Origin of the sequence: Pseudarthrobacter sp. L19 (genome assembly GCF_050859435.1) — a bacterium.
In the GTDB taxonomy this organism is placed as follows: domain Bacteria; phylum Actinomycetota; class Actinomycetes; order Actinomycetales; family Micrococcaceae; genus Arthrobacter.
The window spans coordinates 315,806-332,143 of the sequence record NZ_CP193935.1 but is presented as its reverse complement, the minus strand read 5'-3'; the positions used below and the strand labels follow the sequence as shown (position 1 = coordinate 332,143).

At 71.5% G+C, this 16,338-nt stretch carries 9 protein-coding genes and 2 pseudogenes; 7 read left to right on the top strand and 4 right to left on the bottom strand.

The annotated features are described in order from the left end of the window. The first annotated feature begins 30 nt into the window (after positions 1-30). The 5 genes and pseudogenes from ACRQ5B_RS01465 to ACRQ5B_RS01445 all read left to right on the top strand — a co-directional run. Positions 31-276, top strand: a complete 246-nt coding sequence (locus ACRQ5B_RS01465) for a hypothetical protein (RefSeq protein ID WP_432396227.1) — start codon at positions 31-33, stop codon at positions 274-276. Positions 277-416: 140 nt separating this feature from the next. Beyond that, positions 417-1,895, top strand: a complete 1,479-nt coding sequence (ahcY, locus tag ACRQ5B_RS01460; RefSeq protein ID WP_432396224.1) for an adenosylhomocysteinase — start codon at positions 417-419, stop codon at positions 1,893-1,895. A gap of 166 nt (positions 1,896-2,061) precedes the next feature. Continuing rightward, a complete protein-coding gene (locus ACRQ5B_RS01455) occupies positions 2,062-3,288 on the top strand; it encodes an Ig-like domain-containing protein (RefSeq protein WP_432396221.1) in 1,227 nt (408 codons plus the stop codon). Then, positions 3,267-4,502: an Ig-like domain-containing protein gene (locus ACRQ5B_RS01450; RefSeq protein ID WP_432396218.1), complete on the top strand. Its 1,236-nt coding sequence runs from the start codon at positions 3,267-3,269 to the stop codon at positions 4,500-4,502. The genes ACRQ5B_RS01455 and ACRQ5B_RS01450 overlap by 22 nt, the downstream gene beginning before the upstream one ends. 150 nt (positions 4,503-4,652) lie before the next feature. Further along, positions 4,653-5,711, top strand: a pseudogene (locus ACRQ5B_RS01445) (TIGR01906 family membrane protein); the annotation flags it as partial. A gap of 273 nt (positions 5,712-5,984) precedes the next feature. Here ACRQ5B_RS01445 and ACRQ5B_RS01440 read toward each other — a convergent pair. Both ACRQ5B_RS01440 and ACRQ5B_RS01435 read right to left on the bottom strand, forming a co-directional pair. After that, entirely contained in the window at positions 5,985-7,814 is a 1,830-nt protein-coding gene (locus ACRQ5B_RS01440; RefSeq protein WP_432396215.1) for an AMP-dependent synthetase/ligase, read from the bottom strand. Positions 7,815-7,876: 62 nt separating this feature from the next. Further along, a complete protein-coding gene (locus ACRQ5B_RS01435; RefSeq protein ID WP_432396212.1) occupies positions 7,877-9,643 on the bottom strand; it encodes a dolichyl-phosphate-mannose--protein mannosyltransferase in 1,767 nt (588 codons plus the stop codon). A 143-nt stretch (positions 9,644-9,786) separates the two neighbouring features. Between ACRQ5B_RS01435 and rsmI the strand changes: the two genes are divergently transcribed. Next, on the top strand, positions 9,787-10,626 hold the full coding sequence (gene rsmI / locus ACRQ5B_RS01430) for a 16S rRNA (cytidine(1402)-2'-O)-methyltransferase (protein ID WP_432398659.1): 840 nt from the start codon (positions 9,787-9,789) through the stop codon (positions 10,624-10,626). 232 nt (positions 10,627-10,858) lie between these two features. Beyond that, positions 10,859-12,358: an NAD-dependent succinate-semialdehyde dehydrogenase gene (locus ACRQ5B_RS01425; RefSeq protein ID WP_364136874.1), complete on the top strand. Its 1,500-nt coding sequence runs from the start codon at positions 10,859-10,861 to the stop codon at positions 12,356-12,358. Here ACRQ5B_RS01425 and ACRQ5B_RS01420 read toward each other — a convergent pair. After that, entirely contained in the window at positions 12,355-14,961 is a 2,607-nt protein-coding gene (locus tag ACRQ5B_RS01420) for a transglutaminaseTgpA domain-containing protein (protein WP_432396209.1), read from the bottom strand. The two genes, ACRQ5B_RS01425 and ACRQ5B_RS01420, sit on opposite strands and share 4 nt — an antisense overlap. Next, a pseudogene (locus ACRQ5B_RS01415) lies at positions 14,958-16,333 on the bottom strand (DUF58 domain-containing protein). Before ACRQ5B_RS01415 ends, ACRQ5B_RS01420 begins: the two are co-directional and overlap by 4 nt. Positions 16,334-16,338: the final 5 nt, after the last annotated feature.

Genomic DNA, 16,338 nt, shown 5'->3' with positions numbered 1-16,338 from the left:
CAGGGAGCCTTCGCCATGCCAGGTCTTAACGTGCCATTGATCAGTTCCGAACTTCTCTCCGTGCTGCGCTGCCCGGTCACCGGCTCCACCCTGGTGCAGGAGGGCGAGGAACTCGTCGCCACCAGCCCCGACGCGCAAGGCCGCACCCTCCGGTACGGCATCGAAGACGGCATTCCGCTGCTGCTCCCGCCCGAACTCCTGGCCGCCGCCGGCTCCGCCGCGTCCGACCAGCACGACGGCGGCGCGTCCGCCGGACCCCGCCACGCCGCGGACTAGCACCTGCCCCGAGGCGTCCGCGGGGCGCCAATGAGGTGCGCCCGGCCCGCTTCCCATCGGAACCGCCCGCGGCTCCGAACCCCTGACAGCCCCGTGCTTTCAACCCGACGCTTCCAACCCGGCTACTCCAAAGGATTTTCATGACCTTCGATTACAAGATTGCCGATATCTCCCTGGCCGAGGCCGGCCGGCACCAAATCCGCCTCGCCGAGCATGAGATGCCGGGCCTGATGGCCCTGCGCGAGGAATTCGGCCCCAGCCAGCCGCTCAAGGGCGCCCGGATCGCCGGCTCCCTGCACATGACGGTGCAGACCGCTGTGCTGATCGAGACCCTCACGGCCCTGGGCGCCGAGGTCCGCTGGGCCTCCTGCAACATCTTCTCCACCCAGAACGAGGCCGCCGCGGCCGTCGTCGTCGGCCAGGGCACGGTCGAGGACCCGAAGGGCGTCCCCGTCTTCGCCTGGAAGGGCGAGACGCTCGAGGAATACTGGTGGACCGCCGAGCAGATCCTGACCTGGCCCGGCGCGGACAGCAACCCGGACCTGGGCCCGAACATGATCCTCGACGACGGCGGCGACGCCACCATGCTGGTGCACAAGGGTGCCGAGTTCGAGGCCCTGGGCTCCGTCCCGGCCGCCGGCGACGACGAGTCCGAGGAGGGCCGGGTCTTCCTGTCCGTCCTGCGCGCCTCGCTCGAAAAGGACCCGCAGAAGTGGACCCGGATCGGCTCCCGCCTGCTGGGCGTGACCGAGGAGACCACCACCGGCGTCCACCGCCTGTACCAGCTCGCCGAGCAGGGCAAGCTGCTCTTCCCGGCCATCAACGTCAACGACTCGGTCACCAAGAGCAAGTTCGACAACAAGTACGGCATCCGCCACTCCCTGCCCGACGGCATCAACCGCGCCACCGACGTCCTGATGGGCGGCAAGGTCGCCGTCGTCTGCGGCTACGGCGACGTCGGCAAGGGCGCCGCCGAGGCGTTCCGCGGCCAGGGCTCCCGCGTGATCGTCACGGAGATCGACCCGATCTGCGCGCTGCAGGCCGCCATGGACGGCTACCAGGTGGCCACGCTCGAGAGCGTGCTCGCCGAGGGCCACATCTTCATCACCACCACCGGCAACAAGGACGTCATCCTGGCCGAGCACATGGCCGGCATGCGCGACAAGGCGATCGTGGGCAACATCGGCCACTTCGACAACGAGATCGACATGGCCGGCCTGGCCCGGATCCACGGCATCAAGAAGGTCGAGATCAAGCCGCAGGTCCACGACTGGGTCTTCAACGAGGGCACCGACGGGGAGAAGTCGATCATCGTCCTCTCCGAGGGCCGCCTGCTTAACCTCGGCAACGCCACCGGCCACCCGTCCTTCGTGATGAGCAACTCCTTCGCGAACCAGACCATCGCGCAGATCGAACTGTTCACCAAGGCCGGCCAGCCCGAGGGTGAGAAGGAGTACGAGAAGCAGGTCTACGTGCTGCCGAAGATCCTGGACGAGAAAGTCGCCCGGCTGCACCTGGACGCGCTCGGCGCCACCCTGACCGAGCTGAGCAAGGAACAGGCGGAGTACCTCGGCCTCGACGTTGCCGGCCCGTTCAAGCCGGAGCACTACCGCTACTAGGAGTTCCCTGGGAACGTCCCCTGAGTCTCCCGGGAAGGCCCCGGACCCACGGCACCCGCCGCGGGCCCGGGGCCTTTTTGTGACCGTATCGTGCCTCGCCCCGGCCCGGTCCGGCGCCCGTTTGCCCCTATGCTGGCAAGGTGACGTCTGGAAGGACCCGAGTATCGTGACCGTCTCAAAAACCTGGAGCACCCGCCGCAAGGCCATCGTCCTGGCCGCTGTCTGCGTGCTGGGAGCCGGCGGAGGAGTCTTCGCCGCGGCCGGGCCGCTGGCCCACCCGTCCTTTGCCTCCGAGGCTTCCTCGCCGGAGCGGTCCACCCCGGGACTGGCCTACCCGGTGCTGCCGCCGGTGCAGCTGACCGCGGCCCCGGCGGATGCCGCCACGGCCGTGAACCCCGCCTCGCCGGTGACCCTGAAGGTCGGCAACGGACGGATCGACCGGGCCTCCCTGACCAGCGAATCCGGCGGCTCGGTGGATGGCACGCTCAGCGCCGACGGGTCCAGCTGGACCGCGTCCGGGCCGCTGAAGTTCAACTCCCGGTACACCTACACCTACACGGTCATCGACGCCGCCGGCCGGAGCACCACCTCCACCCGCAGCTTCACCACAGTCTCCACCGCCAACGAGGCCGACGCCGCGATCTACCCGCTGGATGGAATGAAGGTGGGCGTCGCACAGCCGATCCAGATCACCTTCAGCGAACCGGTCCTGAACCGCGACGCCGTCGAGAAGGCCATCAAGATCACCTCCACCTCCGGCCAGCCCGGGGAGTTCCACTGGTTCAGCAACACCATGGTCCGGTACCGGCCGGAGAACTTCTGGGCCGCCAACAGCACCATCACCATGGACATGCAGCTCTTCGGCGTCGACCTCGGCAAGGGCCAGATCGGCAACTTCAACAAGAAGGTCACCATCCACATCGGCGACAAGAAGACCGCGATCGCCGACGCCACCGCCCACACCTTCAAGGCCTTCATCAACGACCAGCAGGTCGGCGAATGGCCCACCACCATGGGCGACACCCGGTTCCCCTCGGCGCGCGGCTACTTGGTCCTGATGGAGAAGTACCGGGTGGAGCACATGAGCGCCGCCTCGATCGGCCTCAAGCCCGGTGACCCGGCCTACTACGGCGAACTGGACGTCAACTTTGCCACCCGGCTGACCCCCAGCGGCGAGTTCATCCACCAGGCCACAGACTCCGCGTTGCCCTACATCGGCAAGACCAACCTCTCGCACGGCTGCATCGGGCTGGGACCCGACGGCGCCCAGTGGGTCTTCGACAACATGACCGCCGGCGACGTGGTCCAGGTGGTCAACACCGAGGGCGACTTCGCCGCGTTCGACGACGGCTACGGCGACTGGAACATTCCATGGGCCCAGTACGCCAACTAAAGCGCCGGAGCAGGCTGCCCGCCGTCGCGGTCATCTGTCTCCTCCTGGCCGCGGCCGGTATCGGGTCCGCCACCGCCCCGGTCTGGGCCGAGGAAAAGCTGCCGTCGGAGGCGTCTGCACCGATGCGCTCGGTCAGCGGACTCGCCGTTCCCGTGCTGCAGCCCCTGGAACTCGGCGTGACACCGCTGGACGGTGCCACCGGCGTCAACCCGGCCTCGCTGCCCGCGGTCAAGGCCGTGAACGGCCGGGTGCTGGAGGTGACGCTGCGGCCCGAGGCCGGTGGCGACCCCGTCCCCGGCAGCCTCAGCGCCGACGGCTCCACCTGGACGGCGGAGCAGCCGCTCGACTTTGATACCGCCTACCGGTACCGCTTCAGCATCGTCGACGGCGCCGGACGGGCCACCGTCCGGGAGCAGCGGTTCACCACGGTGGCCGCCGCCAACGAGGCCGACGCCGCCGTCTACCCCCGCGCCGGCAGCACCCTCGGCGCCGGCCAGCCGCTTGAGATCATCTTCAGCGAACCGGTGAAGAACAAGGAGGCGCTGGAGCGGGCCGTGACGGTCACGGCATCCTCCGGCCAGCCCGTGGCCTGGCGCTGGTACTCGGACCGGCGCGCCCGGATCCGGCCGGAAACCTTCTGGGCCGCCAACGCCACGGTCAGCGTGGACCTGCGCCTCTTCGGGGTGGACTTCGGCAACGGAATGGTGGGCAACGCGGACACCCGGATCGGCTACACGGTGGGCCCGCAGCGGATCGCCGTCGTGGACGACACCACCAAAACCATGAACGTCTACATCGACGGCGCCCTCGCCCGCACCGCGCCGGTCACCCTCGGCGGGGAGGACTGGCTCTCCCCGACGGGGTACGCGGTGATCATGGAGCAGGAGCGCAGCTCCCGGTTCAACGCCGGCAGCATCGGGCTCAAGCCGGGGGACAAGGGCTACTACCCGCCCCTGACAGTCGAGTACGCCAACCGGCTCACGACGTCGGGCGTGTACGTCCACCAGGCCCTCGAGTCCGCCTGGGGCGCGGTGGGCCGGGCGAACGTCTCGCACGGCTGCGTGGGGCTGCTGCCGGCGGACGCCGCGTGGTTCTTCGCCACGATGAAACCCGGCGACGTGGTTCAGACCCTGAACACGGGCGCTCCGCCGGTTGAGCCCCTCGAGGGCTTCGGCGACTGGAACATCCCCTGGAGCGTGTATGCCAAGCGCTAGGGGAGTCCGGGGAGTTTGGCCACGAATCGGTGACGGTCCGGGGTGGCACCTCCCCGGGGCCGAAACCCTGACGGTAGGCTCGAGAACAGATATGAGGTGCGGCCCGGCTCGACGCCCGGACGCGCGGAATCCGACGGAAGCGAAGCAGCAGTGACTGAGAAGAGTGCCACCCCTCCGAACCGGCCGGAGCCCGACCTGGACCCCGCCGGGGACACGGACGAGCCCGTCTTCGAGTGGATGAAGCCCTCCGGCGCCGCCGCCTCGAAGCCGGCCCCGGGCAAGGACACCGTTGCAGAACCCGGTGAACGCCAGGGCCGCCGCGCCGAACGGCTCGCCGCCGAACGCCGCACCGACGAGCGCGCCGGCGGTGCCCCCGCAGGCGGCCGACCCGCCGGGGAAGAGGCCTACCATGAGGCGCTCCCCACCTCGGCCCTGCACGTGCGCCCGCCCCAGGAAGAAGTCGAGCGCCGCAACGCCGAACGCGAGCAGGCCGCCAACGCCAAGCCCGTGGCGCCCCGGGTCATGCAGGTACTGCTGGCCGTCTGCTTCCCGGTCATCCTGCTGGTCCTCGCCGTCCGCGCCGTGACCAGCCCGCTGTTCCTCTGGGCCGAATATAACCGCCCAGGCTTCCCCGGCGACGGCTACGGCTTCAACATCGACGACCGGATGACCTACGGCTCCTACGCCGTGGACTACCTGGGCAACTGGTCCGGCCCGCGTTACCTGGGCGAACTGGTGAACCGCAGCGGCGAGAAGCTGTTCAAGGCCGGCGAGGTCAGCCACATGGCGGACGTCAAGACCGTGATGCTCTCCTCCTTCGCGGCGGGGACGCTGCTGGGCATCGTCAGCCTGGTCGCCATCCTGTATCTGCGCCGCCGCAGCACCGGCGGTGTCCGCCGCGGGCTCTTCGCCGGCTCCATCGCCACCCTGGTGATCATCATCGGCCTGGGCGTCCTGGCGGTGCTCGGCTGGGAACAGTTCTTCACCGAGTTCCACCAGATCTTCTTCGCCAATGGCACCTGGACGTTCTCGCTGCAGGACACCCTGATCCGGCTCTTCCCGGCCCAGTTCTGGAGCGACGCCGGGATCGCGATCGGCGCCCTGGTACTGCTGGCCTCGCTGCTGACCCTCATCCTCACCTGGCCCACCCGCCGCCGCCGCGGCCTGCCGCCGCGGACCGGGAAGGCGAAGGACACCGTTGCCAGCGACGCATCGGCCGCCGGCGGTCCCGCCGACGCCGACACATCCACCGAGGCGGCGCTCAAGGGCCGCCGCTTCAAGCGCCGCGGCGCCCGGCCGCGGATGCGCCCGCAGAAGCCAAAGCTGTGCCTGACACTGCGACGGAACCGGCTACGGACGCCGCCCCGGAATCGGTCTCCAAGGGCGCAAGCGCCCCCGCCGGCCCCGCGCAGTCGTAGTCAGAACCTCGCGGCCGCCACACGCGGCCGCAGCCTGCGGCGGGGCCCGGCCCCGGCGCAGGCTTTAGCCGTAGATGCGGTCGATGTGCTCCTCGTAGTCGCGGACGACGGCGGCGCGCTTCAGTTTCAGTGACGGGGTCAGGTGGCCCGACTCGACCGTGAAGTCGGCGTCCAGGACCACGAAGCTGCGGATCGACTCGGCCTTGGAGACCAGCCGGTTCGCGTCGTCGACGGCGGCCTGCAGGGCCTCCCTGACCAGCTCGGAGGAGGCCGCCTCCGCGGCGCCCATGACGGGGATGCGCTGCGCCGCGCACCAGTTCTCCAGGCCCTCGGGGTCCAGGTTGATCAGCGCGGAGACGAACGGCCGCCCGTCGCCCACCACCACGGCCTGGGCCACCAGCTGGTGCTCGCGGATCTTCTCCTCCATCGGCCCGGGAGCCACGTTCTTGCCGCCGGCGGTGACCAGCAGGTCCTTCTTGCGGCCGGTGATGGTCAGGAAGCCGTCCTCGTCCAGGGCGCCGAGGTCGCCGGTGCGGAAGAACCCGTCGGTGAAGGCCTCGGCATTGGCCGTCTCGTTCGCGTGGTAACCCTTGAAGACGCCGATGCCCTTGACCAGGATCTCGCCGTCGTCGGCGATCCGGATGGTGGTGCCGGGGATCGGGATGCCCACGGTTCCCACCTTGGTCCGGGACGGGGTGTTGGCCGTGCACGGGGCCGTCGTCTCGGTCAGGCCGTAGCCCTCCAGCACCGGGATCCCGGCGCCGCGGAAGAAGTGCGCGTCGTTGGCGCTCAGCGGGCTGGCGCCGGAGACGGTGTAGCCCAGCTGGCCGCCGAACGCTTGCCGCAGCCGGGGGTAGAACACCTTGTCGAAGAGCCCGTGCCGGGCGCGCAGCAGCAGGCCGGGCCCGCGGCCCGCGCCGCAGGCCTCGGCGTCGAGCGCCCGGGAGTATTCGACGGCGGTGGCGGCGGCGGCGTCGAACAGCTTGCCCTTACCCGCCTCAGCGGCCTTGTGCGAGGCGCCGGCGTAAACCTTTTCGAAGATCCGCGGCACCACCAGCAGGAATGTGGGCTTGAAGGTGCCCAGGTCCTCGAGGAGTTCCTTGGCGCTACCGGTGTGGCCCAGGGTGGTGCCGGCGGCCAGGCAGACCACCTGCACGGCGCGGGCCAGCACGTGCGCCAGCGGCAGGAACATCAGCGTCCGGTTGGAGGGGCTCAGCAGGATCTCGGGCAGGAACAGGACGATGTTCTTGGCCACGGTCGCGAAGTTGCCGTGTGTGATCTCGCAGCCCTTCGGCCGGCCCGTGGTGCCGGAGGTGTAGACCAGGGAGGCGACGTCGTCCAGGCTCGCCGCGGACCGGTGCCGCTCCAGCTCGGCGTCGGTGACGCCGGTGCCGGCGGCGGCCAGGCTGGCCAGGTTGGGGGCGGCGCCGTCGAAGTCCATCCTGACCACGCCGAGGACGCGCTCGGCGAGCAGGGCCGAGGAGTCCAGGACGCCCTGGACCAGGTCCGCCTTGGCCTGGTCCTCGACGAAGACGCGGCGGGCGCCGGAGTCGTGCAGGATCCATTCGACCTGGCTGGCGGAGGAGGTTTCGTAGATCGGCACGGTCACGCCGCCGGCGAACCAGATGGCGAAGTCCACCACGGTCCATTCGTAGCGGGTGGCGGACATGACGGCCACGGTGTCGCCTGGGACGATGCCGCCGGCGATCAGCCCCTTGGCCAGGGACCGGACCTGCTCCACGAACTGCCGGGCCGGCACGTCCGTCCAGCCGTTGGGACCCTTGCGGGCATACAGGGCGCGGACCGGGTCCTCGGCGTACTGTTCCAGCAGCAGGTCCGTGACATTACTGTCCGGATCGAGCTCCACAAGCAGTCCGGTGCTGGCTTCTCTCACGTCGCGTCTCTCCCGTTCCGGGTCGGCCGGCCGGTGACCGGGTGTCCGCTAGTAATCCTGCCCTAGATCCAGGACGGCATCCACATCCGGGCCCGCCAGTCCTGGTAGGAAATCACTTCGGCCGTCCAGACCGGATAGAAGAACGCCGAGAGCAGCACCGCGCCGACGACGAAGACGGCCACCACGAGCAGACCGGAGCGCCGCCGCCACAGCGGGTCGGTCCGGCGGCCCAGCACCAGCCCCAGGCAGTAGACCAGGGCGAGGACCAGGAAGGGTTCGAAGGAGACCGCGTAGAAGAAGAAGGTGGTGCGCTCCGGGTACATGAACCAGGGAAGGTAGCCCGCGCCGACGCCGGCCAGCACCGCCCCGGCCCGCCAGTCGCGGCGGCCGATCCACCAGAACAGCAATACGCCGAGGGCGACGGCGGCGCTCCACCAGATCAGCGGGTTGCCCACCGAGAGGATGGCCGAGGTGCAGCTGGGCAGCTCGCAGCCGCCGGTGCCCTGCTTGGGGGACTCGTAGAAGAACGACGTCGGCCGGCCCATCACCAGCCAGCTCCAGGCGCTGGCCTTGTACGGGTGGTCCGCGCTGAGGCCCTGATGGAACTTGTACGCCTCCAGGTGGTAATGCGCCAGGGACCGCAGCGCGTTAGGGATCCAGCCCCATTGCTCAGACGGGTTGGCCTCGGCCCAGTGCCGGAAGTAGGCGTTGCTGGACTGGAACCAACCGGTCCAGGTGGCCAGGTAGACCAGCCCGGCGACCGGGACGATGCCCAGGAACGCCGGCAGGCCGTCCTTGAGGATGCCGCCGGCAATCCAGCCGTGCACCCCGGCGATCCGGCGCGCACTGAGGTCCCAGAACACGGTGAGGAGGCCGAAGCCGGCCAGGAAGAACAGTGCGGACCACTTCGTGCCCACGGCCAGGCCAAGGCAGACTCCCGCGGCGAGCCGCCACCAGCGCACCCCGAGCCAGGGGCCGGCGGCCAGCTGCAGCCGCGTGGGGACACCAGCCTGCAGGGTGGATGCTTGCGAGGCGGAGGCCTGCGCGGCGAGACGTGCCGCGAGCCGGCGCCGGCCGTCGTCGCGGTCCATCAGCAGCGCGCCGAACGCCGCCAGGATCCAGAACATCAGGAAGATGTCCAACAGGGAGGTCCGGGACATCACCAGGTGGTGGCCGTCCACGGCCAGCAGCAGCCCGGCCACCGCGCCCAGGGTCATGGAGCGGAACAGCTTCTGGGCGATCAGGGCGAGCAGCAGGATGGAGAGGGTGCCGGTCAGGGCCGCGCCGAAGCGCCAGCCGAACGAACTCTCCGGCCCGAACAGCCACATGCCCGCGGCGATCATCCACTTGCCCACCGGCGGGTGCACGACGTACTCAGGGCTGTCCAGAAGGATGCCCGGGTTGCCGGCGATGAAGGAATCGTTGGCCTTGTCCGGCCACGCCCGCTCGTACCCGCTGACCAGGTAGGAGTATGCGTCCTTGACGTAATAGGTCTCGTCGAAGACCAGGTTGTGCGGGGTGTCCAGCCGGACGAAGCGCAGGATGCCGCCCAGCACCGCGGTGAGGGTGGGGATCAGCCAGTACCAGAGACGCAACGACGGCGGGCAGTCCCGCCAGCTGCCGAGGTCCCCGACCAGCCGCCGGGTGAGGGCGAGGAGGGTGTAGGCCTCCTTCGGCCGGGCAATCCAGCGGTGCCCCTCGAGGTTCCGGCCGCCGCTGGCGGTGCCGGCCGAACGTCGGCGGGACGGGGCGGGCTGCTGCGTGCTTGCGTCGGCGGGGGTCGGCGCGGCCCCGGCTGACCGCATGGGGGTCTGCGTCACGAAGCCCATGCTACCGGCGGCAGCCGGCCGGGTCGGTCCCGCGCGCCGGGCGGCAGTAGGCTGGTGCTGTGGAATCCGAGCCGAGCAGCCCCCAGTCCGACGCCCCCGCAGGCACGTCCGCCGGAGCCTCTTCCGGCAGCTTCTCCGGCAGCATCTCCGGCCAGGGCCGGGTGGTCCTCGCAGCCACCCCGATCGGCAACGTCGGCGATGCCTCCGCGCGGCTGATCGGGCTGCTGGAGACCGCGGACATCGTCGCGGCCGAGGACACCCGCCGCCTGCATCGCCTGGTCCAGAGCCTTGGCATCACGGTGGCCGGGCGGGTGATCAGCTACCACGAGCACAACGAGGCGGCCAAGACCGGCGAACTCCTGGACCAGGTCCGGTCCGGCAAGACCCTGGTGATGGTGACCGACGCCGGCATGCCCTCGGTCTCGGACCCGGGCTTCCGCCTGGTCGAGGCGGCCGTGGCGGAAGGCATCACCGTCACCGCAGCTCCCGGCCCCTCCGCCGTGCTGACCGCCCTGGCCCTCTCCGGCCTGCCCACCGACCGCTTCTGCTTCGAGGGCTTCCTGCCGCGGAAGGCGGGGGAGCGGGCGGGCCGGCTCGCCGAGCTCGACGACGAGTCCCGCACCATGGTGTTCTTCGAGGCCCCGCACCGGCTGGAGCCAATGCTTCGGGCCCTGCACGAGCGCTTCGGCGCCGGCCGCCGGGCCGCCGTCTGCCGCGAACTGACCAAGACCTACGAGGAGGTCATCCGCGGGGACCTGCGCGAGCTGCTGCGCTGGGCCGAGACTTCGGAGATCCGCGGCGAGATCGCCGTCGTCGTCGCCGGGGCCCCCAAACGCGAGCCGGGAAAGCCGGAGGACCACGTGGCGGACGTCAACGCCCTGGTCGCCCAGGGCATGCGGCTCAAGGAGGCCGTGGCCGCGGTCGCGGAGGACACCCGGGTCAGCAAACGCGAACTCTACGCCGCCGTCCTGGCCGCCCGCTGAGGCCAACGCGGCAGCCCGCCGCGCCTTGTGCAGCTGCACAGCGGTCCGCCCGGTTCCTAGTGCGCAGAATCGTAGACACCCCCGAGAAACCGGCAGTACCGTGGGCAGTAGTTCGGCCCGGCCGCACCCGCCGGCGGGCCCGCCCCACCGGCCTGACGGAACCACCAGTGCGACGCCAGTCCCCGGGCCCGCCATCCGACCTTTTCCATCCAATGCCGACGAGGGAGTCATTGTGACTGTAACTGCCCAGCCCACCGTTACCGCCGAGCGGGAGGCCGCGCTGCTGGCCTCCGTGCCCACCGGCCTGCTGATTGACGGGCAGTGGCGTCCCGCCGCGTCCGGCAAGACCTTCGACGTCGAGGACCCCGCCACCGGCAAGGTGCTGCTGAGCCTGGCCGACGCCGGCCCCGAGGACGGCGCCGCCGCCCTGGACGCCGCCGCCGCGGCGCAGGAGTCCTGGGCCAAGGTCCCGCCGCGTGAGCGTGGCGAGATCCTCCGCCGGGCCTTCGACATGGTCACCGAGCGGGCCGAGGACTTCGCCCTGCTGATGACCCTGGAAATGGGCAAGCCGCTGGCCGAGGCCCGCGGTGAGGTCACCTACGGCTCGGAGTTCCTCCGCTGGTTCTCCGAGGAAGCCGTCCGCGCCTTCGGCCGCTACTCGGTGTCCCCGGACGGCAAGTCCCGCCTGCTCGTGGCGAAGAAGCCGGTGGGCCCCTGCCTGCTGATCACCCCGTGGAACTTCCCGCTGGCCATGGCCACCCGCAAGATCGCCCCCGCCGTTGCCGCCGGCTGCACCATGGTGCTGAAGTCCGCGAACCTGACCCCGCTGACCTCGCAGCTGTTCGCCGCCGTCATGATGGAGGCCGGCCTGCCCGCCGGCGTCCTCAACGTCATCCCCACCTCCACCGCCGGTGCCACCACCGGCCCGCTGATCAAGGACTCCCGGCTCCGGAAGCTCTCCTTCACCGGCTCCACCGAGGTGGGCCGCCGGCTCCTGGCCGACGCCTCCGAGAACGTGCTCCGGACCTCCATGGAGCTCGGCGGCAACGCCCCGTTCCTGGTCTTCGAGGACGCCGACATCGACGCCGCCGTCACCGGCGCCATGCTTGCCAAGCTGCGGAACATGGGCGAGGCCTGCACCGCGGCCAACCGCTTCATCGTGCACGAGTCCGTCGCCGACGAGTTCGCCGAGAAGTTCGCCGCCAAGATGAAGGAAATGACCCCGGCGCGCGGCACCGAGCCGGAGTCCAAGGTGGGCCCGCTGATCGACGCGAAGAGCCGCGACAAGGTCCACGACCTGGTCGCCGACGCCGTTGCGGCCGGCGCCGAGACCGTCATCGGCGGCGCCGCCGTCGAGGGTCCGGGCTACTTCTACCAGCCCACCATCCTCAAGGGCGTCACCGAGGGCACCCGCATCCTGAACGAGGAGATCTTCGGGCCGGTCGCCCCGATCATCACCTTCGACACCGAGGACGAGGCTGTCCGGCTCGCCAACAACACCGAGTACGGCCTGGTGGCCTACGTCTTCACCAAGGACCTCAACCGGGGCATCCGGATGGGCGAACGCCTTGAGACCGGCATGCTGGGCCTGAACGCAGGCGTCGTCTCCAACGCCTCCGCCCCGTTCGGCGGCGTGAAGCAGTCCGGCCTGGGCCGCGAGGGCGGCCTGGAAGGCATCGAGGAGTACCTCTACACCCAGTACATCGGCATCGCCGACCCCTACGCCGGCTAGTTCCGGCGAAGCCTCCGGACGGCGCCGCGGAACCCTGAACGGGTCTCCGCGGCGCCGTTCGGCGTTTGCGGGGTGGCCCGGTTGTCTCGGGCGGCTCTGTTGTCCGGGGCCGGCCGCGGCAGGCGGCGCAGGGGGCGCGTGAGGGCGTTGCGCCAGCGGGTGAACAGCGACGGCGGCAGCCACCCGGCGCGCAGCCGGGCCGCCCAGCGGGCATTGGCCTGCAGGCTGCCGCGGATCAGGGCGATCCGCTCCGCCGTGTCACCCCCGGACGCACTTCCGGACCCGCCCCCGTCCGCACCCGTTGACCGCCCCTCGACCCCGGGGCGGCCGTAGCGTTGCCGTTCGCGCTCCGCAGTCAGGGTCTCCACCGCGTCCCGGGCCGGTGCGTCCGCCCCGTCCGGGACTCCCAGCAGGGAAGAGCCCAGCAGCCGGGCTGCGAACAGCCGCGGCGAATCGCTCCCGCGCGGCGGCAGGCCGTAGTCAGCGGCGAGGTCGCGCAGTTCCGCCCAGGCCGGCCCGGCGGCGGCCGCCGGATCCTCCGCCGCGGCCCGCAACCGCCGCCGCCGCAACCCGGAACGGGCCAGGGCGGGCGTGGCCAGCAGCAGCGCCGCCAGCAGCACGCCCCCGGCGCCGTAGAGCAGCGGCCAGGGGATCTCCGGGCCCGTGGCGGTTCCGCCGGCCGCGGCGGGAACAGGCACCGGGAGGGGCGCCGCCGACGTCGTGGGCTTGGGATCGGCCGAGGGAATCAGCCCGTCGTTGTTCTCGTTGGTGCTCGCCCCGCTCGGGGCCGCCGCCTCGGTCGCATAGCCCGGGACGACGCCGCGGGAGGGCGTGGGTTCGAACGGCACCCAGCCCAGTCCCTGGAAGTACAGCTCGGGCCAGGCATGGGCATCGCGGGCATCCACCTCGTACTCCGGCAGCGCCCCCAGCCCGCCGAGCGACACCGTCGAACCGGTGGGCCGGCCCGGGGCGTACCCGACGGCGATCCGGCTGGGGATCCCCTCCAGCCGGGCCATCACGGCCATCGCCGAGGAGAAGTGGATACAGTAGCCGCTCTTCTGGTCCAGGAAGTCGGCCAGCACGGAGAGCCCGTTGCCGTCGTACCCGTTCTGGACCGGCGCCTGCAGCGAGTAGGTGAACGCCGGGGAGCGCAGGTAGGCCTGGATGGCCATCGCCTTGGCGTACTCGGTGCCGGCCCCGGCGGTGACCGTGTCCGCCGTCTGCCGCACGATCGCCGGGACGTTGCCCGGAACCCGGGTGAAGAGGTCCGGCAGGCCGCGGGGCTGCTCGGTGGCCCGGTCCAGGACGGCCGGGGTCAGCTTCGGCGCCACGGACGCCACGACGTACTGCTGGTCGCGGGAGTTCACGTCGATGCCCTTGATGCTGAGCGTCGCCGGATCCCAGCTCCACCGGCCGGTGAGGCCGCTGACGGAGGCCGGGGCGTACGGGACCGGCAGGTACGGGCTGGTGAACTGCCCGGTGTTGACCGCGGTGACGGTCCGGACCTGCTCGTCGGCGGTGACGTCGGTCCCCGGATCGATCGAACCGGTGCCCGGCCTGCGGGTGGCGTCCCGGTCATCCGGAGACCAGGAATCGCCGTCGAAACTGTCCACTGTGACCGAGCGGAGATAGGGTGCGGAGCCGGCGTTGCTGGCATAGGTGATCCGGCCGACGCCGGAGGGGCTCCGGAGGCTGTTGCCCAGGCTGATCATGGGGTTCAGGCCGGTGGCGCCGCCCCAGGGGGCGAGCCGGGAGCCCTGCGGGAAGGCACCCTGGTCGAAGCCCGGCAGCACCGCCTGCACCAGCAGCGTCAGGGCCAGCGCCATCGCCCCCAGGACACCCGCGCGGCGGAGCTGCCCGGGGGTCCGCGCGGTATCCCCGCGCAGGCCCGAGCCGGGGTGGAACCAGTGGCTGCAGGCCAGGATCATCAGGTAGCCGGCGGCCGCGGCGGCGAACGCCGGCCAGCCCACGCTCTGCGGCTTGACCAGGGCGGGGACCGCCAGGACCGCCAGGATGCCCAGCCCGCTGGTGGCGGGCAGCGCCAGCGGGCCGCAGAGGGTATCCACCAGGACCACCAGGAGCCCCAGCACCCCGCAGATCAGCAGCACGATGCCCGCGTTCGGCGCCACCGGGGTGCTCTCGCCAAGGATCGTCTCGTTGGCGCGGCGCAGGTAGGCCTGCAGCTGTCCCAGCGTCTCGGCCGTGGGGATGACCCCGGCGATGCTGGACGGGCGGAAGAACGTGCTGGTCAGGACAGCCGCGAGGGACAAGAAGCCGCCCAGGCTGACCACCACCCCCGGCAGCCGGAGCGAACGTAGCGCGGCGGTGGCGAGGGCGACGGTGAAGACGGTGGTCAGCACGGGCGGGTACCAGGCCCAGCCGCGCAGCACGCCGTTCATGCCCAGGGCCGCCCCGGCCAGCGCCACGGCGACGGAGAGCGCCATGGCCCACGGTTCCAGGCCGGCGCCGCGGATGCGGCCGGCAGGCCCGCCCGGAGTGCCGCCTGTTTCGCCACGACCGGCGCCGTCGCGGCCGGCGTCGGGACCGTCTCCGGTGGGGCCGGTCCCCGCGCCGCCCCGGGCCGGCTTATCCGTCAGCGTCATCGCCGGGCCCCCGCGCCGCGGCGGGCGTCGGCGGCCGTCGCCTCCGGGGCGGCGCCGTCGTCGTCGAACGCGGACCACGCCGCGGGCAGGGCTGTGGCGGGGAGACCGCCACCGCCCGCCAGCCGCCGCGGCGCAGTACCGCCAGCGCCTCCTCCGTCTCCGCCCCGCGCCCGGCGGCCACGAGGGCGAAGGCGTTGGCGCCGAACGCGGCCGCCGGCGCCAGGTCCCGGGCCTCGGCCGGGGTGAGCCGGCCCAGGATGGCCAGGACGGGACCGCGTAGGCGGTGAGCGGAGAGCTTGTCCAGCAGCCGGTCATCAAAGGGCCGGGGCCCGGCGTCCCCGCCGGGATGCCGGGGGCCGGTGAGCCCGATCGCGGCCAGGCTCTCGGCGATGGACTGCAGCCCGGCCGCGCCCAGGAACTCCTCGGTGTGCGGTTCCGGGGCGGAAGGGGAGTGGAGGAAGGCGGGCTCGCCGGAAGGGTCGAGGCAGCGCAGCGCGTAGCTGCGCTCGCCGAGGTGGGCGCAGACGGACATCGCGGCCGTCACGGCCCATTCGAACGAGTCGCTGCTCACCGGCTCCAGCCCGTCCGCGGGGCCGGCGTAACCGGTGCCGTGGGAGTGGGCCAGATAGCGGTGGTCCAGGATCACGGTCGCCTCCGGGGTGGTGACCGACTCCTCCTGGCGGACCATCAGCTCCCCGTGCCGGGCGGTGGCGGCCCAGTGCACCCTGCGCATCGGGTCGCCGTGCCGGTACTCGCGGGTCATGACGTCGTCGTCGCTGGGGTTGGCCCGGCTCCGGGTGGCGGTGACGCCGTCGTGGCCCCGCGCGCCGGCGAGCGAGGTGGGCGGCAGATAGACCGGGGCGGGCGTGACCGTGAGGACGTCGCCGGCGTCGATCGCGTGCCGGTGGACCGAGAGCCCGAAGGGGTCGCTGAACTCGGCGGTGACCGGGCCGATCACGAACTGCCCGCGCGTGGCGCTGCGCAGCTGGTATTCGTAGCGGCTGCTGCCGGCCGTGGCGCTGCGGGCCGGAAAGCGGAACACCGGGGACTGGCCGAACCTGGGCGGGAGCTGTTCCTCCATCAGGGCGTGCCCCGTGCCCGGTCCGGTGCGGGCCACCGCCAGCCGGACCGTGACGGCGGCGGACGTCTGGACCGGGGACGGGTCAAACTCCCGGTAAACGCTGAACCGCGGCTTCAGCACCCGGGTGCCGGCCAGGGAGAGCAGCGGCAGGATCAGCAGCAGCAGGGCCAGGGAGAGCAGGTCCCGCCGGCCCAGCACCTGGGCGGCCAGCAGGCAGAGCACCCCGGCGGCCAGCAGCCCCCAGCCGCGGGTGCTGAAGATCTGCTTCGGGATCCGGTCCCATACCCCCATGGCGG